This window comes from Prevotella sp. oral taxon 299 str. F0039 (assembly GCF_000163055.2).
Taxonomy (GTDB): Bacteria; Bacteroidota; Bacteroidia; order Bacteroidales; family Bacteroidaceae; genus Prevotella.
The window spans coordinates 1,423,523-1,448,634 of record NC_022111.1 but is presented as its reverse complement, the minus strand read 5'-3'; the positions used below and the strand labels follow the sequence as shown (position 1 = coordinate 1,448,634).

Sequence of the window (25,112 nt, the reverse complement as noted above, 5' to 3'; positions counted from 1 at the left end):
AAAGAATACAAACCAAAACAAACACAATATGAACTTATTATTATCACTAAGCCATGTTTTAGACTACAGAAGCACATCAACCAAAGCGTTGTTGGTGGGCTCTTTGCTCTCTTTAACTATGCCTTTATGCATAAAAGCACATGTCGTTACGCCTAAAGAGGCTGAAAACATAGCTCGAAAATATATTAAGCTATCCACAAAAAAAGCCACTCGTGGCGTGCCCAAGCAAAGCGGTTACAGCCAAAATGCACCTTATTACATCTACAACGATGCACAAAATAAGGGCTTTGTCATCGTTTCTGGAAATACAGACATGGGCGAAATATTGGCTTATAGCAATGAGAATGCGCTCGATACAACCAATCTTCATCCTGGTCTTGCACAGCTTCTCAACAGCTATAAAATGACTTTTAAAGCGATAAGTACCAACAATGCAGTAGAAACAGAAGCCAAAAAGGGTGCCTTTTTCGCCAAAACAGTAGCTCCTTTGCTCAAAACTACATGGTCGCAAGATGCTCCTTACAATGCACTTATAGGCTATAAATACACAGGTTGCGTTGCTACTACATTGTCACAAATATTAAAATATCACGAATGGCCAGTGCAAGGAATGGGTAAAGTGTCGTATGTTAATGTTTCAGACAACCGCACTTTGTCGGCAAACTTAAACCTTTCACACTATGATTGGGCAAATATGCTACCCAGTTATGATGCAGCAGCACAACCAAATCAAACACAACGCAACGCTATTGCGAAACTTATGAACGACGTTGGACTTGCTGCTAGAATGCAATATCATCCTGGTTATGCCGTAGCAACAAACCAAGCAGCTTTCGATGCCTTTGTAAATCACTTTGATTATCAGGCTACTTGTGTTTATCAAACAACGGAAGGTTCTTCGGTTTTTGCAGACTTATTGCGTCAAGAGCTTTTAGATGGCTTTCCATTTTACTTCTATGGAGCAACTAAAGACAATAAAGGAGCGCATGCATGGGTACTAGATGGCTTTGATGATAAAGGCTTTTTCCACATGAATTTCGGTTGGAATGGACAAAGTAATGGTTATTATTCGCTCTCTGCTCTAAACCTTTCGCAATCAGGAAGCGAGTTTAATGGAGCACGATTGGCATTTACTCGTTCTTTTATGGCAATCTTTGTACACCCCAATAAACCTGGTGTTAAGCGCATAGACCCATCTCTTATGCCCGACAGAGGTAACCTTTCGTTCACTGCTGAGGGTGCTTTTACTCGAAAAAATGGTGTTGAGCGCATCTCAAATCGTATGGAAACCTACCCTATTGAGTTGAGCAATCTAATCAATAAAGGACGCCCATTTAAAGGGGATGTGGGTGTTGCTGTGATAGATGCAGATAACAAACAGGTGGCAACAGCAGCTTCACAATGGCACAATGAAGGTGGATTTACTCAGCATTTCTTCACGGCTTATGGCGATGGAAAGATGCAAACAGATAATTCTCTCGCTGCTCCTATCTCTATAAACGTGCCTCTAAAAGATCTAAAAGAGGGTGTTTACACGCTTAAAGTGGTGTCGGCAGACTATAAAGACAATAACACTTGGACAGATTGGGTGATGCTTAGAAAGGCTCCTTACATGGTTATTAAGGTTAGTGCAGATAAGGTTGAGGTGTTAGAAGAATGCACAACAACAAGTAGTTTCAAGTTAGTTGGAGAGCCATTCTACGATAAAACACTTAATCCTGGTGCGAAAATAACTTGCAATGTGGCAATTAAAAACCTTTCGGGACTACCTAAAGACGCTTATGTTCAATTGAGTTTCTTAAACGATAAAGGCAGTGCAGTATTCTCACACCGCAGTAATAATGCCTTCACTTTTGATTCTTTCGGTACGGCTTACGCTCAGTTTGAAATGAAATTACCCGCTGATCTTGCTTCTGGAACCTATCAAACTAAAGTGGAAGTGGTAAATATGAATGATGCAAGTGATGTTATTTTGGCTCAAAACCCATTGAACAGCACTTCGAATTCTGTTACTATTGAGGGCGAAGTGATTTCTCCTTTCTTTACAATGGCTATTCCTTCTGTGTCTAATGATGAAGGTCAAAGCATATCACCAGATAACATTAACCTTAATCTTGAAAAGATTTTGTCTTTTAGTTATCTTCTTAATGCAGCACAAGGTCATAGCTATAGCGGATCTTTATCTATCGTACTTGAAGATATGATCACACATAAACAAATTCAAGTAGGATCAAAAATAGCTCACGAAGACTTGACTTCAGGTGAAATGAAGGTGATAAATGCAGGACAAGTTCAATCTTCTTCGCTCAAAGTACTTAACAAACGTTCGTACAAATGGATGGTGATGGGCGAGAAGAATGGCGTTCCTTTCAACTTATTAGAGAATCAAGAAGAACAATATTACGTTACTTTCGAGGGAAGTAAAACCACCAATCAAGAGTATTTAACGGGTATTTTCGACACTCAGTATGTTGAAAACGCAGCGCAAAAAATGGTGTTTGATGGTGCAAAATGGAACATATTGGGAGAGAATATCACCCACATTGTTTTATGTAGTGTAGACGGAAAGCAGTTGTTAAACATCAAAAACAGCGCAAAATTAACCGCCTCTGTTGCGCTTCCAATCCTCCAAAAGGGTATATTTGTTGTGCGTTGGAACGACAATGGCAAGTGGTTTACTCAAAAGATTAGCAATAAATAATAGAAAACAAAATAAAAGTACGAAACCTTTCATTTGAAATGCCCTCGCTTTTGAAATAAAATAATAAAACATTTCAATGCGAATAGAAAGACATTTGAAATGAAAGGTTTCGTACTTTTAATTTATATTGCTATAAGAACTAATACTTATAGTAGATAAGAGTAATGAAGAATATTACTAGAAAAACAATAACATAGATATTATATCAATTCTATTCTGCCTTCAACACTCTGCTCATAAACTCTTGCCTGTTTACAATAAAGCGCAAATGCGAACCCTCTGCAATGAGCTTTTCACCTTGAAAAGCCTCTAAATGGAATTGAAGTTTAATTCCATCTACCTTTTCAAGCCTTGCTTTCACAACCACTTCGGCTCCTATTGGCGATGCTTTTAAGTGTTTCACCTCAATCATTCCGCCCACAGTAGTTACCTCATCCGACAACACATCACGCACAGTTAGCATTGCAACATTCTCCATAAAGGCAATAAGAGCAGGTGTTGCGAGTACTTGCATATCGCCAGAACCAACACTTAAAGCACTATGTTCAGGCTCAACTATTATGTGAGCAGAATGTTCTAGTCCTTCTTTTATCATATATTTCTTTATTTTTTGTCTTATAATTGCAAAAATAGTGATTAATATTTACATAGAGAAACAACCTCTCAAGTATTATTATTACTACCACTCAACAAGCGTTTTTAATATAAGAACTTGCATTTTATTATTATTTTTCATATATTTGTAGATATTAAACAAAAGGTATTGAGTGATGAAAGGAAAGGCGAACAGATTAGAAATGATAAAAATGCTCATCTCAAGTCGTGAGATGTCTTGTCAAGAAGAGATACTTCTTGCTCTTCAACAAGTTGGATATGACATAACACAAGCCACATTAAGTCGTGATCTTAAGCAGCTAAAGGTTGCCAAAGCCGCCAATATCAACGGCAAATATATCTTTGTTTTGCCCAACGACACATTATATAAACGAGTGGATAAGCCTCTTCCTGTAACCGACATGCTATCATCTACAGGCTTTTTGTCTATTCGTTTTTCAGGCAATATGGCTGTAATCAAAACCCGACCAGGCTATGCAAGCAGTATAGCTTTTAACATAGACGATGCCAATTTGCCCGACATTTTAGGAACAGTTGCAGGAGCTGACACCATATTAATGGTAATAAAGGCAGGCAAAATGCCCGAAGAAATTATCCATCAATTGCAACATGTCGACCCTTCTATTCACTAATTCCACAGCACAACACCCACCATTCGTTCTCGTTCATTTGCCAATTGATAAACCATTATGTTTCAATTGGTAAGTAAAAGCATTGAGATTATATGGTAAAAGCATTCTTTTTGCACCCTAAAAGCATTGACTTTACACACCAATAGCATTGCTTTTGCAAAACAACTGAAAAGCAGTTTCATTTTAAAATAAACAAAATAAGCTTCTAAAAGATGCACAGCTATATAGTAGGTGTGCATCTTTTTTGTTTTAATTCTTTAATAATGTTATAAAAAGGAACAAGAAAGTTCTTAAAAAGAAAAGAATAATTACTTTTGAATATCCTAACAAAAGAGTTACTCTATCAATAAAGTTGTGCAACAAGTTGTTACAAATCATAACTTCTTTGCCAATTTATTGCAATTGTATCATTTATAAATTCACATTAAAATGGACACATCATTAAAACAAATAGGCGAGCGATTAAAGGGCTTGAGAGAAATATTTAACATCTCACCTGAAGAAATTGCACAGTTATGCGACATTTCTTTAGAGCATTATTTTAAGATAGAAGCAGGCGAAGCCGATCCTTCTTTCTATAGATTATCAAAGATTGCCAAACGATATAACATAGGTGTCGACGCTCTTTTATTTGGCGAAGAAGCTCACATGAGCAGCTATTTCGTTACAAGAAGCGGTAAAGGTAAAAGCACAGAGAAACACAAGAACTACACATACGAGGCTCTTGCAACTGCCTTTAGAGGTAGAAAAGCCGACCCATTTGTGGTGACTATCGAACCACTTGAGGGCGACTTGCGTCACAATCCCAACAATTATTCGGGTCAAGAGTTCGACTATGTGCTCGAAGGAACGCTCGAAATTCTCATCGGAAACAAAGAACTTATCCTCAATCCAGGCGATAGTATTTATTTCGATGCACAGCAAAAACACTGCATGCGTGCATTAGGTGGTAAGTCAGTGAAATTCCTTTGTGTGGTTATTTAATTAGGAGAAGATATATGTTAGAACGCTTTCTAAAACAGATTTCATTTCGTTCGGAAGAAGATTATAATAAGAATTTAGAGTTTATCATACCCAATAACTTCAACTTTGCATACGATGTGATGGATGTTTGGGCTGAAGAAAAGCCCAATAAAACGGCATTGATATGGACAGATGATGAAGAAAACGAACGCTTTTTCACCTTTGGTGAGCTGAAAGAGCTTACCGACCAGGCTGCATCTTACTTCCTTTCGCTAGGCATTGGCAAAGGAGATATGGTGATGTTGATATTGAAACGTCACTACGAATGGTGGATCTCGATTCTTGCTTTGCATAAAATTGGAGCGATTGCAATACCTGCAACGCACATGCTTACAACACATGATATTGTTTATCGCAATAATCGTGCAGGCGTAAAAGCCATTATTTGCGTTGGAGAAGATTATGTATTAGAGCAAATTACGGCTGCAGTGAGCCAGAGTCCAACAGTGAAAACGCTCGTAAGTATTGGTCCAAAGGTACCCGAAAACTTCCATTCTTGGCACGAAGAGATAGGCAATGCTCCTGCATTTGTGCGTCCTTCGCATGTGAACGACAATAACGATATCATGTTAATGTACTTCACCAGCGGTACAAGTGGTGAGCCAAAGATGGTTGCACACAATTATCTTTATCCCTTAGGACACATCACTACAGGTGTATTTTGGCACAACTTGCACGAAAACAGCATTCATCTTACTGTGGCAGACACTGGTTGGGGCAAGGCTGTTTGGGGCAAATTATATGGTCAATGGTTTGCAGGTGCAGCTGTATTTGTGTTTAATCACGATAAATTTACAGCGGAAAAGATTCTCAAAAAGATAGAGAAATACCGCATTACATCGTTTTGTGCGCCTCCAACAGTCTATCGTTTCATGATACATGAAGACCTTTCGATCTACGATTTGTCGTCTCTTGAATACTGCACAACGGCTGGTGAGGCTCTTAACCCATCGGTTTATGATAAGTTCTACAACATCACAGGAGTGAAATTGATGGAGGGTTTCGGTCAAACTGAAACAACTATGACTCTTGGAACGATGCCTTGGCACCAGCCAAAGCCTGGTTCTATGGGTAAACCTAATGCACAATACGACATCGATCTCATTCGTTCTGATGGCTCATCATGCGAAGATGGCGAGAAAGGTGAAATCATTGTGCGCCTCGATAAACATCGTCCTATCGGACTATTCAACGAATATTATCGTGATGAAGAATTGACAAACAAGGTGTGTTGCGATGGAATTTATCACACAGGCGACGTTGCTTGGCGTGATGAAGACGGCTACTTCTGGTTCGTTGGACGCACTGATGATGTGATTAAGAGTAGCGGTTACCGCATTGGTCCATTCGAAGTGGAGAGTGCTTTGATGACTCATCCTGCCGTAATTGAATGTGCTATCACTGGAGTTCCCAACGATTTGCGTGGTATGGTGGTAAAAGCTACGGTGGTGTTGCATAAAGATTGGAAGGATAAAGCAGGCGATGAGCTGGTGAAAACCTTGCAAGAGCACGTTAAACACGAAACTGCTCCCTACAAATATCCTCGTATTATCGAGTTCGTTAACGAGCTTCCGAAGACCATCAGCGGTAAGATTAGACGTGTGGAGATTAGAGAAAAGGACAATAAGAAATAGTATTTCTCAACCTCTTCATTATCAATCGATTGCGAAGAGCACACACATCACATTCTAAAAGCATGCTTATTGCACGGCAAAAGCATTGTAATTGAGTGGCAAAAGCTATCCTTTTACACTGCGAAAGCATTGCTTTTGAAGGACAAGAAAAAATCTCTCAAATAATAATGTCTTTCTAACTTCATTAACTGAAGAATGAGTTGGTAGAAAGAAGTGGCACCACTTGTGGCTGATTTCATTTCTTTTTATCAACTCTTTATTATTTTCTTGCCCAACAAATTAAAAGTGGTTATCTTTGAATAAAATTAAAATAGGAAGGCAAAAGCATGGAGAGTAAGGTTATTTTACTAACGGGTGCAAGTAGTGGTATAGGCTTTCAAACAGCCGAACACTTAGCTAAACAAGGGCATAAGGTGTATGGAGCAGCTCGAAGAGTGGAGCAAATAGAGGCTTTAAAACCTTTGGGTGTGGTACCTTTAAAGCTCGATTTAACCGAAAAAGCAAGTATTGCTAAAGCTGTGGCGCATGTTATCGACCTTGAAAAGCGCATAGATGTGTTGGTAAACAACGCTGGTTATGGTTTATTAGGGGCGGTTGAAGATGTTGAACTGAGCGAGGTTCGAAAGCAATTCGAGGTGAATGTGTTTGGACTTGCATCCATTACGAAAGCCGTATTACCTTATATGAGGGCGCAAAAGCAAGGAACCATTATCAATATATCGTCGATTGCGGGTCGCATTTCGATGCCTTTTTGGGCATGGTACACTGCCACTAAGCACTCTATTGAAGCCTTTAGCGATGCCTTGCGCATGGAGGTTGCCAGCAAAGGAATACACGTTGCGGTGATTGAACCAGGCGGAATTAAAACCAATTGGGGACTTATTGCAGCTGAACATCTCGAAAATAATGCCACGAACAGTGCCTACAAACAACAGGCTTTGAGTGCTGCCCAACGATTAAAGCAACGCTACGAGGGCGCAAGCTTGAGCGAACCCATGGTCATTGCCAAAGCCATTGCCCATGCAGTGAATAGCAAACGCCCCAAAAGTCGCTATCTAATTGGTTTCGGTGCTAAGCCTTTAGCATGGTTACACACTCTTCTTCCTACCCGATTATTCGATTTTATTGCAAAAAGACTATAAACTTATTAAGGGGAAAATAGTCCAAAACCATCTTTACATCGAACAAATATAAAACATTCTATATCTATTTATTCCATCAAGAAAGATATACGAACAAGGAAGAGAGTTTGAAAGAGATTCCATAAACAAACAAGTAAACAATTATCATATTTTACAAGCTACTTTATTTTGTTTTTATTTTATTTTAACTAAACAAGTACGTAATTATTACTTACATATCCTAAATATCAACTATCTTTGCAATAGTTTTTTAATCGTGAAGTTGTTTTCAGGAATAACAGAATAATAAAGAACCAACTTTAAGACACTTCAGAGCTTATAAAGAGCCTTTAGGACCAAGATGTCTGCATATGAAATATGTAAACGAAGAGATTAGACGCCAAGATCGTTTGCTAAATAAAGAACAAGCACTCGACCTTTTAACGCAAACTGAATATGGAATTCTATCGATGATCGATGAAAATGGTTTGCCTTATGGCATTCCTGTTAACCATGTTTGGGACAAAAAGAACTCTATTTACATTCATTGTGCACCCGAAGGAAAGAAGCTTCGTGCAATAAAACATCACCCTAACGTATCTTTTTGCGTTGTTGGTAGAACCAATGTACTGCCAAAGTATTTCACAACTGAATACGAAAGTGCTGTGTTTTTCGGTACTGCTCGAGCGCAATTAGATGATGAAGAGAAAATGAAAGCGTTACATCTGCTTATTGATAAGCTATCACCTGAGTTCAAAGAGCTGGGAGATACCTACGCACACAAGTCGTTTAACAGAGTTGAAATCATTCGAATTGATATCGAATCGTTCAGCGGAAAGGCGAAAACGGCAAAGCAAGTACGCAAAAATTATTAAAACTTTAGGTTAAATACGATAACATAACACTAATTAAAAGAGAAGAGCATTATGAAAGCAAGAATAGATTTTGAACAATGGCCAATCGACTTGTTGATCGATTATGCATTGAAAATACATCACAGAACCATTAGAGAAGTAGGCCCAGAGCTACTTTATCGCATTGGAAAGTTAAGTGCTGAACACGATGATTTGAGCACTATTTACGAGCTATTTAGCGAGTCTTTGACTGATTTAGACGAGCACTTGATGAAAGAAGAGAACATTCTTTTCCCATTAGTAGACGATATTCGCCGTGCAGCTATTGAGAATAAGCAACTCGGAGGCTTTCATTGTGGAACCGTTCAAAACCCTATTTCGGTGATGATGGCAGACCATGTGGGTGAAACCGATCGTCATAATCGCATTGCAGAGCTAACCAATAACTACACAGCTCCAGCAGGTTCGAACGAAGAATATCAAGCAGTTCTCAACGGATTAAAGGAATTTAGAGAGGCACTTCTTGAACATATCTATATCGAAGATGAGCTAATTTTCCCACAAGCAATAACTCTTGAGGGAGAGGTTAGATAAAAATATACTTTTAGTTGCTGCTTTATGAGCGAATAAAGAGGGCACTAAACAAACGAACTTAGTATAAGAGTTTGTCTCATTGTTTTTCATTTCCATTTGTTTGTAGTAGGTTTGTGGTGGATGCAAGGGGCAAACTCTTTCGACTTTAAGAGATGCATTGTCGGAAAGCGATGCATCTCTTGTATGACTATTTCAACGCATCTCACACGCTATTTTCTTTTCTTTCGCCTTCTCTCCTATTCCTTTATTCATCAATGGCATTGTTCTTCGCTTTCAAAAACAATAGGCAGAACAACCAATTACACTATTTTAGTTGCAAAAGTTAATACTTTTGCATTACACTTACATTGGCTTTACAGATCAAGGGTAAAAATGATGAGGTGTAACAACAAAAAAACTCCCGACACAAACGAATGTATCGGGAGACTAATGGTATTATGAATAGCTTATACTATGCTATTTTTCTTTGTAAATTCGATGATGTCTTTGATATAACCAAACGCCATACCAACAACCGTATCAGCTGCTCCATAGTACACAGCAACACGCTCTCCATCTTGTAAAGCAGCGCAAGGAAATACCACATTGGGCACATCTCCTTGTAATTCGTATGGTGCTGCTGGTGCAAGAAGATAAGGTTGAGTGCGATAAAGCACCTTTGTTGGGTCGTTCTTATCAAGAATTGCTGCTCCCATTGAATAGCGGAAACCATTGCAAGTGTTGATAACTCCGTGGTAGAACATCAACCATCCTTCGTCAGTTAAGAAGGGAACAGATCCTGCTCCTATCTTAGTACATTGCCAAGCACTATCTTCAAATGGTGTAACTTTCATTACATTGCGGTGCTCTCCCCAGTATTTCATGTCAGGACTGAAGCTTAAATAGATGTCACCGAATGGTGTATGGCCGTTATCTGATGGTCTACTTAACATGGCATACTTTCCATTTATCTTCTCAGGGAATAGCACTCCGTTTCTATTGAAAGGCAAAAAGGCATTCTCGCATTGATAGAATTCTTTGAAATCGAAGGTATATCCAATTCCAATTGTTGGTCCGTGATAACCGTTACACCATGTAATCCAATAGCGATCTTCTATCCATGTTACTCGAGGATCATATTTATAATCCGATTCAATCATTTCAGTATTACCAGCTTTGAATACAATTGGCTCGTGATTGATTTCCCAATTGATACCATCTTTACTGAAACCAGCAAAGATATTCATTTGAACTGCTTTGTTATCGCAACGGAATACACCAGCAAAACCGCCTTCGAATGGCACAACAGCACTGTTAAAGATACTATTTGATGTTGGAATTTGATATCTTCCAATTACTGGATTCTTTGAATAACGCCACAAAATGTCGGTACATCCTTGAGGTCTTTCTTCCCAAGGCATCAAGTCTTTAGATACTTTCATATAGTTTTTTATTTATTGTTTTTATATTCTTGCTATGTTTTATCTTTTTTATTGCGGTGGTTTGTCTATGTTGTAAAGGGACAAAGCACCTACTATTTCATTCTATTTTATTCTTTATCAGAATGGGTAAAGGGCACAAAATAAGTGACTAAGAATGCTGGAATGGTTGCAATCAATGTGAAGACGAAGAACCATTTATAACCAATAGCATCGCTAATGAAACCACTTACCATACCAGGAAGCATCACTCCGAGATTCATTATGGCTGATGCAAAGGCATAATGTGCCATTTGGTGCTTTCCAGGAGCAATTTGTTGCATCATGAAAAGGGTTAAACCTGCGAATCCAAAGCCATATCCAAAGTATTCGAGTGTAATCATACTACCAATTAACAAACCGCTTTCTGGCTGCACTTGAGATAGGAATGTATAAGCAACAAATGGTAAGTTGAAAATGCAACACAATGAGAATAGGGTGCGTTTGAGTCCGAAATGCGAGATATAATAGCCCGCAAGAACCGATCCAAGCACAAAGGCTGCAGCTCCAAAGGTGCCATAATACAAACCTATTTGCTCTTCATTAAGTCCCAATCCGCCTTCACTTCGTGCTGCTTTAAGGAACAATGGCACGATTTTCATAACGAATCCTTCTCCAAAACGATATAAAATGATGAAGAAGATATAGTAAACAATGTGTTTCTTTGTAAAGAAATTCTTTAAAACTTCAACCAAACGATCGAACGTTTCCTTTGCAGATGCGGTTTTAACTGCAGTTCCTTTACCACTTGGAAGTTGCTTAATGTGATACAAACTCAAAAGAATCATGAGTGTTCCGATAGCAATCATCACAATCATCCATGCGTTTGCAGCTGCCGAGTGCATCACTTCTGCAGTCGCTCCGTCTACTCCTCCGAAGTGTTTTAGTAGTCTTCCTGCTACCCAAACTAATCCTCCTGATGCAACAATCTTAGCAATATTGTAGAAAGCACCTTGCCAACCGATCCACGAAGCCTGCTCTTCTTTGCTCAATTCTGCCATATATACGCCATCGGTTGCAATGTCGTGAGTTGCTCCACTGAATGCTATTATCGCCATTAAGAAGATACATAACGAAAAGAACCATGGTAAATGAAGCACCAATCCCACAAGAAGAAAGCCCAAACCAGTAACAAGTTGGGTTAAAACAACAAAGAATTTCTTTGTTTTATACATCTCTAAAAAGGGGCTCCAAAGGAACTTTAATGTCCAAGGCATCATGATTAACGAAGTCCAAAAGGCAATTTGTCCATCGCTAATACCCATTCCTTTAAACATTAAAACGGACACCATATTAAGTACTACGAATGGTAATCCCATCGCAAAATAAACACTTGGCACCCAAGTTATTGGGCTTTTTGATGCATTTTCCATATCTTTAATAGATTGTAATTCTTGTTTTTATAATGCAAATGTAGTCTTTTTTTTTGATTTAGCGCAATCACAAAGCTTCAAAAAGTATCATTTCCACAATAAAAGACATAGAAATAGGATGCAAAAAAAAGAGAGCTACATTCTTAATAGTTCTCTTCTTAAAAGACTGTTTATTGTCCTCCTAGGCGTGAAAAATAAACAATTATATCTTCCCACGATTTAAATTCATCGCTACCAAAGGTGATAACGGTACCCAAGAAGGGAGCGTCTTCATTGGTAGTGATGAGATAATCTCCATAAAGTAAGCTAATATCGTCGCAGAGAACCACGTGTTTATAGGCAGGAACGCTAAGATATTGCTCAATCCATTGTTGCTTTTCTGCTGTTATTTCTGGGTGATAAGGAGCCGAAGGGACAACAATCACCACATTATAGTTGACTAAAAGCATCTCATAAGCCTTCATTAAGCTCGATTTAGGCTTTGCATAAGCATCTAAAAGCGTTTCGTATGAGATGTAAACAACAGGCGGTTCACGTTGTTCTTGCTTGTTATCTATCCAGCGAATAACAGGCAATAACGAGTGAAGAGCCACCTTATCTGTGAGTCGATGACCTCCATGAAAGCTAATAGAGTTAGTATAATACTGTTCAAAAAGGTCAGAACAGGTAACAAACTCATCTTCATCGCCAAACAATCCATACACCCTTTGTTGCTCATCGTTTGTCACTTGTGTAAAACATTGTGCCGTAACCTCATCAAACTCCTTTACAAGTGCTTTGGTAACGATAAACTCTTGCACTCCATCTTTGCGTGGATTTTGAAACACTTGCTTACCCATATGCCCGTGTTTACTCATCGTTTCGCCCATTCTAAAGGCTGGATTCACTACAATACGGTCGTAGCCGTAAAGCATTTCGGTGAACATTCCACCCATAGAAGTTCCTATTATGAGGTCGGGTTGTTCGCTTTTGCAAAGTTCTCTCAGCATATCTAGTGCCTCTTGAGGGTGCAACGGCAAGTCTTCTGCTATGATTTCTGCTTGTGGCATTAATTCTTTTAGTAGATGAACTGTGCCCGATTGAGCCGAAGACATAAAGCCATGAACATACAAGACCTTCTTTCCTGCCATCAAATTAGAGGCATTATTTAATTGTGATGTTTGCATATCACAAAGTTACTACATAGTAATGAAACGACAATAGAATTACAAAAGAAAACTATCTGATAACGAAAAAGAGGACAACCTCATAACTGATTGCCCTCTTTATATGTGTGTTTTAAATGTATTACACTTTATTCTAATGCGAAGTTATAACCCACTGTGAATTGGAATACACTATTTTTAGAATCTAATAGAGTTGTTGCACGGGTAATACCGAAGTTATAACGTCCGTCCAATACAAGGTTTCCAGTTGTATAAGAAACACCAATAGGAATTGATAACTCTAATGTTTTAGCTGCATCTTTATATTCCCAAGGGCCAACATCATACTTACCAGTAATGTTAAAGCTTGGTTGTAGGCCTAAACTTACAGCAAAATTATCCATAACATACACATTTGCAAGAACAGGGAAAGTGATATAATTGAAGTTTGCTGTAACCTTCTCGTTCATTGTTGCATTGATTGTAGGTAACTTAAAACCATTTAACTTAGCTCCTTGAACAGAATATAAAGCTCCAACACTAGCAGAAACGATGTCAGTTAATTGATATTCTGCTTCAGCACCAAGTACAACACCAACCCGAGGGGTTGTATTCATATTTGTTAAGTCTGCAAAGTTCAAACCAATCTTTGGTCTAACAAGGAGTGTTCCAACGCTTTGTTGAGCAAAAGACACCATACTTATTAGGGCAAAAGTTGCCATCAAAATTACCTTTTTCATAATCTTATCTTTTCTATTATTTATAATTTAATTTATTATCTCTATGATTATAGCAATCTTTTCTATGCTTTCGAGGTTGCAAAGGTATATTCTTAAAATGTAATGACATAGTTTACAGCAGTTAAAAAACAATAAGCTGTCTTTCAATCCCTTTATTTATAGGCTATTTTACGTGAGATATAATATATTTAGAAGCATCCATATAGCCCCCTTTTTGTTTGATATGCTCTATCAGTTTCTTAAATATGGTGTTACGACTGAGTAGTGGTTCGTAGCCAGTTATGAGCATTTGTTGTCGTGCTCGAGTTAAAGCTACATTCAATTTACGATCGATCACCACCGCATCTTCAACGAAAGTATTACTTGTTAAGAAACTCATTTGATACTGGTGTTGTATGGTAAACGAGTAAATAATCACCTCTCTTTGCGAGCCTTGATATCTTTCTACCGTGTCGATAGATATTTTTTGAAGAGCCTCAATGCCCAGTTTGTCTATCTCTTTGCGAATCATTGCAATTTGATTGCGATAAGGAATGATGATCCCCACCGTTTTATTAGGATCGAAACAATGCTCATATTGCTTATACACTCGTTCCAATAACAAGGCTACAAGACGTGCTTCATAGGCATTTGTCTTATCGTTTTGCTCTAAAACACCATTCTTTGGAGATGGAAAGAACATTAAACGATGTGCTTTTAGAGCCTCATCTAGCTCGTCTACTGATGGAGCTTGATAGTTTAAACGCTCTTCTTTTTGATGCGGAAGGGGTACAACTGTGAGCTGTTCTTTTGCATAAAAGCTATTAGAAACAAACTCTGCTAACTCAAAATGCATACGTCCTTGATAGCGAAGCGACCCAATAATGGAGTGATTGTTGTGTTTCCGAGCCTCTCGCAATAAGCGTTCAAAGAGCGATTCACGGCAGTTCATCAAGCCAATATCATTCAATAAAGGTTCTTCTACTGCCGATTCTTCGGCACTTTGCCTCACCACTGCGGGCAATTGTTTATGGTCGCCCACCATAACAAAACGTTCGATGGCGAGCGAATGCGATGCACTATGACTATGAGCGGATAGCAATCCAACGATAGACGACTCGACTATCTGCGACGACTCGTCGATGATGGCTAACGAGAAGCGTTTTAGTGCGAACAGATAAGGCTTACTTTGCAAAGTTGAAGTGGTTGAAACTATCACCCGAGCAGAGGTTATTCTGTCTCTCACGTCGCTCAATTTAGGGCACTCGTCTACCACTCTTTCGATAAAGAAAGGTGCAAATTTGGGGTCAGCAGCATCGCTATTGCCCAAGCGAATAAAGTCTATTTGGGCAGAACAAAGCATCTCACAAATCTCGTCTACTGCCCTATTGGTGTAGGAAAGCAGCAATACCGACGCATTAGGAGCGGTGAGTTCTTCTTCAACCATAAAGCGAAGTGCCATCGATGTTTTTCCTGTTCCTGGTGGACCGATGAGCAAATAATAGTCGAGAGCTTGCTTAACGCCCAACAAAATATCGTAGTATGCAGGGTGATAGCTTTTTGTTAGCTGTTTGGTTGCATCGCTACGAGGTTCTAAAACACCTAAAAGTAGGTTCTTTCTGTCTGCTGGTGCAGTGATCATCTCGTGCAAACTGCGGATAGATGCAGTGAAAGCCGAATCTGAACCCACATGTTCAAGAGCAAAGAAAAATTGATTTGAAGGATCTTTCTCAAATATTTCGTTATGCTGTTGCGCATCGTTTAGGCGCACAACAAGTTGTTCTTGAGCTATACTTACAAGTGTTCCTTTATACAATATTGCCCTTGTTGCCAGTGGCTTCTCATCTTTTAAATAGGTATAAAGGCACACGCTGTCGCCCTTTCTAAAGTTAGGAAGGAAATAAGGGTCGTGCTCTGTTATCTCGAATGTAAGTAGATCTATTCCCGAAGTAGCATCGCTTCGTTCTTTCTTCACAATCACTAAGCCTGTATAAATATTGCCTGCGTCTCGCTTTTCGCTAAGAGGCATACTCCAAAGATCGGCTTGACAGCCTCCATGTCCTTCGTTTTCGCTTGTTTTAGACGATGCTTGTTCACGATAAACAAAGGTCATCATGCGGTTAAAATAAGCCTTTTCGAGGGGCGAAAGCTGTTGAAGTGGTTCAAGAACACAATTTTGTTGAGGTTGAATATAACGCTGATAAAAGGGCGATGTCAACTTGTTTGCATTGAGTGTAAACGGAGTTAGTTCGTTTAGAACACTGCCAAAGCCCTGCTGTGCCACTGCTATTTCGTTGACAACAACACGATTTCTAAACTCAATTGCTTCTCTAAACAACTGCTGATAGTAGGCAACTACCACCAAACCGCCAGGGAGTGGGTATCTAGAGTAGAGCAAACGAATGTCGATGTCGTTGCGTCCGAGGCGGAAGTTGTGCTGCAACACACCATAATATAAAAGCAATTGCACATAATGATCTTCCTTTTGATAGCTTCCATACTTGTTAATTATGCCCCGTTCGATATTGAAATTGCCTCCAGACTTTTGCTCAATCAACAGCTTAAAGTCTGTTGTCATCAAGTCTACACGTCCTTGTATGCCCAGTTCTTCACAAATAAACGAAGGCTCGAGAATAGCTTTCGATTCGTCGAAAGACGTTTCTTCGCTGTGAAAAAGTTCGTTTACAATCTGCTTAATATTAGCACTTTGTTGCTGTGCGCTATGCTTAAAGTCGTCGCCCACGTTCATATCACCACACGTGCAATATTCAAGAGCCTTCTTACTAAAGCTCTTTTTTAGACTAGCTTGCCAGCTATAATGCTCTTTTTTATTGATGATATCGTCTAATGCCACACCACTATAATTACCAAGAAGAATGGCTTTTGAGTTGGCAGAGGGCGAAAGTCGATTGTAAGTGTAGCTTAAAGGATGATGTCCCCAATCGGTAAAGCAACGAGCAATGGAGCTAATATCGAGCAAAAAGTCGGGATTTACCACCACAAGAGCGGTTTCTATCACATCGTTTTCGACGTTGCAATCGAGCAAATTCACTTGCATTCCTTCTTTCAATAAGGTAGAAAGATATAGAAGATGTGGCTCGTTGAGGGGCACTATCATCTCTTTTATATCTTCGAACTGCTCGCATCTCACCTTAAAAGCATCGCTTTGCACCGAAAGCACCAAGGCTCTTATTCGGCGATAGTTGATTTCTCGTTTGGCTTTCGATGTGTAATAAACCCGTGGAAGCAGGTGATTGAGGCGGGTGGGAATGGCTGTTTGGAAGATGGTTGAAATGAAAATGGACAAGGCACGAGCATGAGATAGCAACTCTTTTGACGAGAATTGCATTCCTGTTCGGGTTTCGCTACGCATTTTTTGAATAGCTACCACGTCTCGTAAGTGCATTGAATACTTGCGAGAAAGATAGTCGACCTGCGAAAAAAGATTACCAAACAACTCTCTATTGTTTGACAACGCCTCTCTACAAGCTAATTTCAAGGTATCGTAGAGCATACCTGTTACCTCGGGTGCACGATGTTCGTCGAGCTGAATGAGGGCAACAATGCGGTCGAAAAGTTCTTCTGCAATAATCATTTCTTATATATATAATAAGGTGTAAACCTTTGAATATCGAAACTGCCTAAGTGGTTTTGGGGTTCAATGTAGATACAAAGATACTACTCTTAGGCGTGATTACGACTCTAAATGCTGATCTTTTTCAATGCAAAAACTACTAAATGAGTGGTATTGTTAGGGCTTATGATAGTCGAAAACGATATAAATGTAGGGGAAAGACTATCATCTCACTACTTTCAAGCATTACCTGTGCATTACGATGAGTTGTTCGTGAAAATTTAAAAGCTATGCTTTTCACTTGTAAAGTCAATGCTTTTAGAGCGCAATTGCATTGAGTTTGGAGCGTAATTGCACTGTTTTTAGAACACAAGTGAAAAGCGGAATGACGCAAGTACATAAAAAAATGTTGCACTGCAGAGGCTTATTCTCTCGCAGTGCAACACATATTCTGTTCTATTTGCTAATACTTTTGCTTATAGGTCGTCTTCAAGTGCGGTGCTCTTTGCATAAGCAGTGCTCTTTGCTTCAAAGAAATCGGTTTTCACCATGTTTGCATTTGAATATTGAGACACCCATCGCATGTTCTCGGGTTCGGTTCTATTGTCTTCGTATAGATAGTCGAATCCAAGACTATGCCAACGCAAGTTGCCCAAATAACGAATATAATCGTCTACCATTTGAGCATTCAATCCTTGAATATCGTTACCTATTACGTATTGACCCCATGCTATTTCTTGCTCTACTCCCTCACGCATCATCGCCTCATATACGGCTACTTTATCAGGAGTAAACAAGTCTGGCTCTTCTTTTTTCAATTCTTGTATGATGTTACGGAACAACCATAGGTGGGTATTCTCATCACGATTGATGTATCGAATCTCTTGTGCTGAACCCGACATCTTGCCATTTCTACTTAAATTATAGAAGAACATGAAACCACTATAGAAGTAAATTCCTTCAAGAATGTAGTTGGCAATGCAAGTTTTTACAAGGGTATAACGATCTCTTTTCTCGTGAAATTCGTTATAAAGGTCACCAATAAAGGTGTTTCTTTTCAAGAGATGCTCGTCGGTTTTCCATTGATATAGAATATCGTTACGCTCTTCGGGCGAGCAAATGGTATCGAGCATATAGCTGTAACTCTGACTATGTACGCACTCTTGGAAGGCTTGTATGTGCAAGCAAAGATTCACTTCGTTGGCTGTTACATATTCTGTTAGCGAAGGAAGGTTGGTGCTTTGCAATGAATCTAGAAAGACTAAGAAACTTAAAATCTTATCGTATGCTGTGCGTTCTGCCTTATCGAGCTTTGGATAATCTTTGGTATCTTGAGTTAGGTTGATTTCTTCTGGAATCCAAAAGTTATTCATTGCCTGGCGATACCAGTCGCTAACCCATTGATAACGCATGTTGTTAAAGTCGTTAAGGTTGGTTGTGTTGCCTCCAATCATACGTCTTAAACGCAAATCTGTATCACCCATTGGGTTAAAAAGGGCGTTTCTTTTAAGCTGGTCCATATTGTTTTATAGGATAATTGTTTGTATGTTTTAAAATTCTTTATTGTCTTTCTAAGCCAAAGGCACCTCTATTGATTAAGAAGCGCAACTTTCACATTCTTCAACTTCAAGCGATTTGCTTCGCACATAGTAAATGGTTTTCACGCCACTTCGCCATGCAAGTAAGTAAAGTTCGAGCAATTGACGCATTGAAAAGTCGTTGGTGATGTATAAGTTTTGGCTTTGTGCTTGGTCGATATGACGCTGACGAACACCTGCAGCACGCACTGTCCATTGCTGATCGATGTTATATGCGCTCTTATACACCCAGAATGTGCGATCTGAAAGTTCTGGTGCTACACGTGGAAGCATTGCTCCTTTCTTTTCTTCTAGGAAGAATCGTTGCATAACAGGGTCGGTTCCTGCGGTAGTTCCTGCAATAATACTTGTACTTGATGTAGGTGCTATGGCAAGAAGGTAAGCATTTCGCATTCCTTGTTCTTTCACTTTGGCTGCAAGAGCAGTCCATTCAGGCGATGTGTAGCCACGTTTTGTGAAATATTCTCCTGTTTGCCAGTCGCTGCCTTCAAAATATTTGTAGCTTCCTTTTTGCTTTGCTATATCCGAACTTGCCTCAACTGCAGCACGATTGATGGTTTCAAACACCTTATCTACAAAGTCTAAGTGTTCTTGACTCTCCCACTTTATGCCACGAACAGCAAGCGCATGGTGATAACCACTAACACCTAAACCTAAGCTTCGATAGCGTTGGTTGGTGATTTGTGCATAAGGTAATGGATAGAAGTTGATGTCTATCACGTTATCGAGGGCACGAATAACGGTGCGAACGACGTCGGTTAATTCGCTTTCGTTCTCGAGTGGCAAATGACCTAACGACAAACTTGCAAGGTTACATACCACAAAATCGCCTGGTTTAGATGCTCTAACTACAACAGTATCGCCATCGTCGGTTTTCACTTCGGTAGAAACGCTTTCTATCTCCGACATGTTTTGGGCAATTTCTGTACAAAGGTTAGAACAATAAATCATACCTTTGTGTCCATTTGGATTGGCTTTATTAACGTGATCTCTATTGAATGTGAATGGAGTTCCAGTTTCAACGGCAGAACGAAGTACTAAACGTACGATGTCTTTAACGCTTAGTGTACGGCGAGTTAATCGTGCATCACTCACACAATCAATGTATCTCTTCTCCCATTCTTCACCATAATAATCTTCAAGGCAATAGCCTTTTATACTTAATATCTCATTAGGACAGAACAAATGCCATGGTTGATTGATATCTTCTTGAGCCATTTTCCAGAACAAATCGGGATAACATACGGCTGGGAAGATGTCGTGTGCCTTCATTCTGTCGTCTCCGTTATTGGTTCTTAGCTGTAAAAACTCGGGTAAGTCTTTGTGCCAGACATCTAAATAAACGGCAACTGCGCCCTGACGCATACCCAATTGGTCTACTGCAACGGCTGTATCATTCACCAATTTCATCCAACGAACAACTCCACCTGCAGCGCCTTTAAATCCTCTAATCTTTCCTCCTGCAGCACGAACCTTACCGAAGTACATTCCCATTCCACCGCCAAACTTACTCACTTGAGCAAAGTTGTCGAGACTTCTGTATATTCCTTCGAGGCTATCGGGAACGGTATCGATGAAACAACTTGACAATTGATGGAATGGTTTACGGGCATTTGACAAGGTTGGAGTAGCCATTGTCACTTCTAACTTACTAAGAATATCATAGAATTTGTTTACCCATAACATTCTATCCTCTTTCTCATTGATTGCAAGGTGCAACGCAATACCAAGATACATCTCTTGTATTGACTCGATGGGTTTGTTGTTATAGGTGCGAATGAGGTAGCGTTTCATTAATAAATCTAAACCAGAATAGTTTAGAAGGTCATTACGCTCTTCTTTGATAAAGGTTGCTGCCTGAGCGATTTCTTCAGGCGAATAAGAGGCAAGAATATAATCTCCGTATAGACGTTCGTCGGTTAAATAACGCAATTTATCGTAGAACGAGTGCACACCCACAGAGTCTTCGAAAGCCGCAATGCTTCGATTGAGCTTGTAAGACAATAGACGTGCGGCTATGAACTCCCAGTTTGGAGCCTCTTGAGTAGTCATTTCTACAGCTGCTTTCACCAACGCTGACAATTTATCAGCTTGCTTCATATCATCTTTACAGAAACTTTTAAACTTGTCTGAAAGCAATAATAAACTATATTCTACACTGGTATAATCAGATGATATCTTTCTTAATATAGGCTTTAAATCCTCGTCTTCTGCATCTGCAACTATGTTATTGATTGCATTTCTACGCTCTGTGCGCTGAAAACGGAAAAGAATGTAGCTCTTTGCTTCATCATAAAAGCCGTTCTGCATCAAGGTTTTCTCTACCTGGTCTTGAATACTTTCAACATTACGCATATCCGAATGCGTTTCAATGAACCGCTCAACGGCATCTACCATTTCGTTAATTAGAACAATATTTACTTCTGTTCCAACACTTGCAAAGCTCTTTTGTATTGCGACGGCAATTTTGTTCTTGTCATATTGCTCAACATTGCCGTTTCTCTTTATTATTTCCATGAAATTAATTAACTACTAATAAGATACCAATTCGAGTGTAATTGTTATCCGCTTTAATTATTAAACAATTGCTACAAAGATACAAAAAGTATATCATCTTTCAACATATTTTTACGCAAAAAGATGCCTTTTACAAATCAATATCCATTCCATATAAATTAATATACCTAACAAGCACAACATAACAGAAGCATTCTTTTACACATATTTATTAATATAAAGGATCTATCAAGAACGCAAAAATGTTAATAATAAATAAATATACACAAGCAAACACAACCATATCTCCTTATAATAAAAAGAAAGTAATACCTTTGTAGTCCGATTATTACGGGGCTAAACTTAGTAACCCCTGTGTAGAAGTGTTAATAGTTGATGTTTAAGGCCAGACACAACGGTTAGTGAATCGACTGCACAAAAGAATTAAAAACGTTTTTTAGTAGTAATATTTAATCAAAAGAATGAACACTTTAAGTTACAAAACCATTTCCGCTAACAAGGAAACGGTAAAGAAAGAGTGGGTAGTTATCGACGCAACAGACATGGTAGTAGGTCGTCTTTGCTCTATTGTTGCAAAGATTTTGCGTGGTAAATACAAACCAAACTTCACTCCTCACGTTGATTGTGGAGACAATGTTATCATCATTAATGCCGCAAAAGTAGTATTCACAGGTAAGAAAGAAACCGACAAAGTGTATACACATTACACTGGTTATCCTGGTGGACAACGCTTTAACACACCAGAAGGACTTCGTAAAAGACCAAACGGTGTAGACAGAATCTTACGTCATGCCGTTAAAGGAATGTTACCAAAAGGTCCTTTAGGACGTGCAATATTGAAGAACCTCTATGTGTTTGAAGGTACAGAGCACAACAAAGAAGCTCAAAAACCCAAAGCAATAGATATTAAACAATACAAATAAAGACGGTAAAAGATGGAAATGATTAATGCAATTGGTCGCCGTAAAAGTGCAGTAGCACGTGTTTACTTAACAGAAGGAACCGGCAAGATCACAATCAATAAAAAAGATCTCGAAACATATTTCCCATCTGCAATTTTGCAGTATGTGGTAAAACAACCACTTCAACTACTTGAAGCAGAAGGAAAATACGACATCAAAGTAAACCTCGATGGTGGAGGTTTCACAGGCCAAAGCCAAGCATTGCGTCTTGCAATCGCTCGTGCATTGGTTAAAGTTAACGCAGAAGACAAGAAGTCTTTGAAAGATGAAGGATTCTTAACACGTGACTCTCGTGTAGTTGAACGTAAGAAACCAGGTCAACCAAAGGCTCGTCGTCGCTTCCAATTCAGCAAGCGTTAATATTCGACACGCTGTTTATTTCGCCGATAGCAGTAACTTTTACAATTACGATTGTCATTATGTTGCAGCACCATCGACCGAAAACAACAGCACCCTTCTTCGCTTTTCATTCGTAAGAATACTGCAAATACGAGGTAATAACTATGCTTTTATCTCCTAAAAGCAGCCATATTACAGAACAAAAGCATAACAATTAAAGAGAAGGAAATCATCATGTGGTCACCAACAACGCCCATGATAAAGTTTAGTATCTAAACCAATAAGACCCAAAGTCATTTCGCAATGCACCTTGCTACTTATTGGCTGATCCTAAAAAGGAATTAAAAAGAAAGTAAACAATTAAAAGAAAAGAAAAAATGTCAAGAACAAATTTTGACCAACTATTGCAAGCAGGTAGTCATTTTGGACACCTTCGCCGCAAGTGGAATCCCGCAATGGCTCCATATATCTTTATGGAACGTAACGGTATTCATATCATCGACCTTAACAAAACAGTTGCTAAGGTAGACGAAGCAGCAGATGCTTTAAAGCAAATCGCTAAGTCAGGTAAGAAGATTTTATTCGTCGCTACTAAAAAACAAGCTAAGGAAATCGTTGCAGAAAAGGCTTCTAGCGTTAACATGCCATACGTTGTTGAACGTTGGCCAGGTGGTATGCTTACTAACTTCCCTACTATTCGTAAGGCAGTTAAGAAGATGACTAACATCGATAAATTGATGAATGACGGTACATTCTCTAACCTTTCAAAGCGTGAATTGCTTCAAATTACACGTCAACGTGCTAAGCTTGAAAAGAACTTAGGTTCTATTTCAGATCTTACTCGTTTACCTTCTGCTCTTTTCGTAATCGATGTTATGAAAGAACATATTGCGATTAAAGAAGCTCAACGTTTAGGTATTCCTGTATTTGCAATCGTTGATACAAACTCTGATCCTCGTCTTGTAGACTATGTTATCCCTGCAAATGACGACGCAAAAGATAGTATTGATGTAATTCTTACTGCTTGTTGCTCTGCAATTGCTGAAGGTTTAACAGAGCGTAAGCTTGAAAAAGCAGACGAGAAAGCAGCAGCAGAACAAGCTGAAGTAGCTGCAGATGCTAAACCAAAGCGTGCTCGCAAGGCTCGCAAAGAGGAAGCTCCTGCTACTGAAGAGGCTGAAGCTAAGACAGAAGAATAATTATTTTTGTCCATCACATCACGTGGTGGACATTCTTTGAATTGACAAACAGCGGTTTCAATAACAATATATTCATTTCAGAAATACGGTGTTTGTCAATTCTTTTAACAGAAAACATTAACTCAATAAAATAATAAATACATACTATGGGTGTAACAATTGCAGAGATTCAAAAGCTTCGTAAGCTTACAGGTGCAGGTCTTGCAGATGTAAAGAAAGCTCTTGTTGAAGCTGAAGGCGATATCGATCGTGCTATAGAACTTGTACGTGAAAGAGGTTTAGCTATTGCTGCTAAGCGTTCAGATCGTGAAACTTCAAACGGTTGTGTGCTTGTTAAAGTACAAGATAACTTCGGTGCAATGATCGCATTAAAGTGCGAAACAGACTTCGTTGCTAACGGAAAAGACTATATTCAACTAACTCAAGACATCCTAGATGCAGCGGTTTCAGCTAAAGCTAAGAGCCTTGAAGAAGTACAAGAACTTACTCTTGCTAATGGCAGAAAGGTTGCTGAAGCAGTTGCAGAGCGTTCAGGTATCACTGGAGAAAAGATGGAATTAGATGGTTATAACTACCTTGAAGGAGAAAACATCTACACATATAACCACCAAAACATCAACGTTCTTTGCACAATGGTACAAACAAACAAGCCAGCAGAAGCTCAAGGTCACGCTGTAACTATGCAAGTTGCTGCTATGAACCCAGTTGCTCTTGATGAAGCAGGTGTACCTCAAAAGGTTAAAGACGAAGAGTTAAAGGTTGCTATTGAGAAGACTCGTGAAGAGCAAGCAGCTAAAGGTAAGAACCTTCCAGATGCTATGTTACAACAAATTGCACAAGGAAGATTGAAGAAGTTCTACAAAGAAAACTGCCTTCTTGAACAAGAATTCATTCAAGATAGCAAGCTAAGCGTTGCAGAATATCTTCACCAAACAGATAAAGATCTAACTGTAACAGCATTCCGTCGCTTTACTTTGCGTGCAGAATAAGCTTACAAGAAGATTCTAATTCAGAAAAATAATGAGTGTTTAAATGGCGTCTTTCGCTTTAGAAAG

Annotated in this window: 20 protein-coding genes; 11 read left to right on the top strand and 9 right to left on the bottom strand. The window is 39.1% G+C overall.

Annotated elements, in window-relative coordinates; all coding sequences use genetic code 11:
• Positions 1-28: 28 nt before the first annotated feature.
• A complete protein-coding gene (locus HMPREF0669_RS08640; RefSeq protein WP_009227847.1) occupies positions 29-2,701 on the top strand; it encodes a C10 family peptidase in 2,673 nt (890 codons plus the stop codon).
• Between the two features lie 211 nt (positions 2,702-2,912).
• On the opposite strand, the gene HMPREF0669_RS08635 is transcribed toward HMPREF0669_RS08640, so the two are convergent.
• Positions 2,913-3,296: a thioesterase family protein gene (locus tag HMPREF0669_RS08635; RefSeq protein ID WP_009227848.1), complete on the bottom strand. Its 384-nt coding sequence runs from the start codon at positions 3,294-3,296 to the stop codon at positions 2,913-2,915.
• A 175-nt stretch (positions 3,297-3,471) separates the two neighbouring features.
• On the opposite strand from HMPREF0669_RS08635, the gene HMPREF0669_RS08630 reads away from it, so the two are divergent.
• The 3 genes from HMPREF0669_RS08630 to HMPREF0669_RS08620 all read left to right on the top strand — a co-directional run bounded on the left by HMPREF0669_RS08630 (position 3,472) and on the right by HMPREF0669_RS08620 (position 6,605).
• Positions 3,472-3,948: an arginine repressor gene (locus HMPREF0669_RS08630; protein WP_009227849.1), complete on the top strand. Its 477-nt coding sequence runs from the start codon at positions 3,472-3,474 to the stop codon at positions 3,946-3,948.
• 429 nt (positions 3,949-4,377) lie between these two features.
• A complete protein-coding gene (locus tag HMPREF0669_RS08625; RefSeq protein ID WP_009227850.1) occupies positions 4,378-4,932 on the top strand; it encodes a helix-turn-helix domain-containing protein in 555 nt (184 codons plus the stop codon).
• 14 nt (positions 4,933-4,946) lie between these two features.
• On the top strand, positions 4,947-6,605 hold the full coding sequence (locus HMPREF0669_RS08620) for an AMP-binding protein (protein ID WP_020967367.1): 1,659 nt from the start codon (positions 4,947-4,949) through the stop codon (positions 6,603-6,605).
• 113 nt (positions 6,606-6,718) lie between these two features.
• Here the strand turns inward: HMPREF0669_RS08620 and HMPREF0669_RS10520 are convergent, their stop codons facing one another.
• The gene (locus HMPREF0669_RS10520; RefSeq protein ID WP_255350763.1) at positions 6,719-6,844 is read right to left on the bottom strand and encodes a hypothetical protein; all 126 of its coding nucleotides are present in this window, start codon (positions 6,842-6,844) and stop codon (positions 6,719-6,721) included.
• 87 nt (positions 6,845-6,931) lie between these two features.
• Between HMPREF0669_RS10520 and HMPREF0669_RS08615 the strand changes: the two genes are divergently transcribed.
• From HMPREF0669_RS08615 to HMPREF0669_RS08605, 3 genes are all read left to right on the top strand, one after another.
• Positions 6,932-7,747, top strand: coding sequence for an oxidoreductase (locus tag HMPREF0669_RS08615; protein WP_009227852.1), 816 nt, complete (start codon positions 6,932-6,934; stop codon positions 7,745-7,747).
• 350 nt (positions 7,748-8,097) lie between these two features.
• A complete protein-coding gene (locus tag HMPREF0669_RS08610) occupies positions 8,098-8,601 on the top strand; it encodes a pyridoxamine 5'-phosphate oxidase family protein (RefSeq protein WP_009227853.1) in 504 nt (167 codons plus the stop codon).
• Between the two features lie 51 nt (positions 8,602-8,652).
• Entirely contained in the window at positions 8,653-9,174 is a 522-nt protein-coding gene (locus HMPREF0669_RS08605) for a hemerythrin domain-containing protein (protein ID WP_009227854.1), read from the top strand.
• Positions 9,175-9,620: 446 nt separating this feature from the next.
• On the opposite strand, the gene HMPREF0669_RS08600 is transcribed toward HMPREF0669_RS08605, so the two are convergent.
• The 7 genes from HMPREF0669_RS08600 to HMPREF0669_RS08570 all read right to left on the bottom strand — a co-directional run bounded on the left by HMPREF0669_RS08600 (position 9,621) and on the right by HMPREF0669_RS08570 (position 21,557).
• Positions 9,621-10,595, bottom strand: coding sequence for a glycoside hydrolase family 130 protein (locus HMPREF0669_RS08600; protein ID WP_009227855.1), 975 nt, complete (start codon positions 10,593-10,595; stop codon positions 9,621-9,623).
• A 107-nt stretch (positions 10,596-10,702) separates the two neighbouring features.
• Positions 10,703-12,004: an MFS transporter gene (locus HMPREF0669_RS08595; RefSeq protein ID WP_020967366.1), complete on the bottom strand. Its 1,302-nt coding sequence runs from the start codon at positions 12,002-12,004 to the stop codon at positions 10,703-10,705.
• 170 nt (positions 12,005-12,174) lie between these two features.
• Positions 12,175-13,170: a YqiA/YcfP family alpha/beta fold hydrolase gene (locus tag HMPREF0669_RS08590; RefSeq protein WP_009227857.1), complete on the bottom strand. Its 996-nt coding sequence runs from the start codon at positions 13,168-13,170 to the stop codon at positions 12,175-12,177.
• Between the two features lie 128 nt (positions 13,171-13,298).
• Complete coding sequence (locus HMPREF0669_RS08585; RefSeq protein WP_009227858.1) at positions 13,299-13,889, bottom strand: porin family protein; 591 nt, start codon at positions 13,887-13,889, stop codon at positions 13,299-13,301.
• Between the two features lie 163 nt (positions 13,890-14,052).
• Positions 14,053-17,463, bottom strand: a complete 3,411-nt coding sequence (locus HMPREF0669_RS08580) for a DEAD/DEAH box helicase (protein ID WP_009227859.1) — start codon at positions 17,461-17,463, stop codon at positions 14,053-14,055.
• A 455-nt stretch (positions 17,464-17,918) separates the two neighbouring features.
• A complete protein-coding gene (locus HMPREF0669_RS08575) occupies positions 17,919-18,962 on the bottom strand; it encodes a ribonucleotide-diphosphate reductase subunit beta (protein WP_009227860.1) in 1,044 nt (347 codons plus the stop codon).
• Between the two features lie 75 nt (positions 18,963-19,037).
• Positions 19,038-21,557, bottom strand: a complete 2,520-nt coding sequence (locus tag HMPREF0669_RS08570) for a ribonucleoside-diphosphate reductase subunit alpha (protein ID WP_009227861.1) — start codon at positions 21,555-21,557, stop codon at positions 19,038-19,040.
• Positions 21,558-22,018: 461 nt separating this feature from the next.
• Between HMPREF0669_RS08570 and rplM the strand changes: the two genes are divergently transcribed.
• From rplM to tsf, 4 genes are all read left to right on the top strand, one after another.
• Positions 22,019-22,480 carry a 50S ribosomal protein L13 gene (gene rplM, locus HMPREF0669_RS08565; protein WP_009227862.1) on the top strand — a complete coding sequence of 154 codons (462 nt, stop codon included), beginning with the start codon at positions 22,019-22,021 and terminating at the stop codon, positions 22,478-22,480.
• A gap of 12 nt (positions 22,481-22,492) precedes the next feature.
• Positions 22,493-22,879, top strand: coding sequence for a 30S ribosomal protein S9 (gene rpsI / locus HMPREF0669_RS08560; RefSeq protein WP_009227863.1), 387 nt, complete (start codon positions 22,493-22,495; stop codon positions 22,877-22,879).
• A 356-nt stretch (positions 22,880-23,235) separates the two neighbouring features.
• Complete coding sequence (gene rpsB, locus HMPREF0669_RS08555) at positions 23,236-24,057, top strand: 30S ribosomal protein S2 (protein ID WP_009227864.1); 822 nt, start codon at positions 23,236-23,238, stop codon at positions 24,055-24,057.
• A 146-nt stretch (positions 24,058-24,203) separates the two neighbouring features.
• Positions 24,204-25,046: a translation elongation factor Ts gene (gene tsf, locus HMPREF0669_RS08550; RefSeq protein ID WP_009227865.1), complete on the top strand. Its 843-nt coding sequence runs from the start codon at positions 24,204-24,206 to the stop codon at positions 25,044-25,046.
• Positions 25,047-25,112 lie beyond the last annotated feature (66 nt).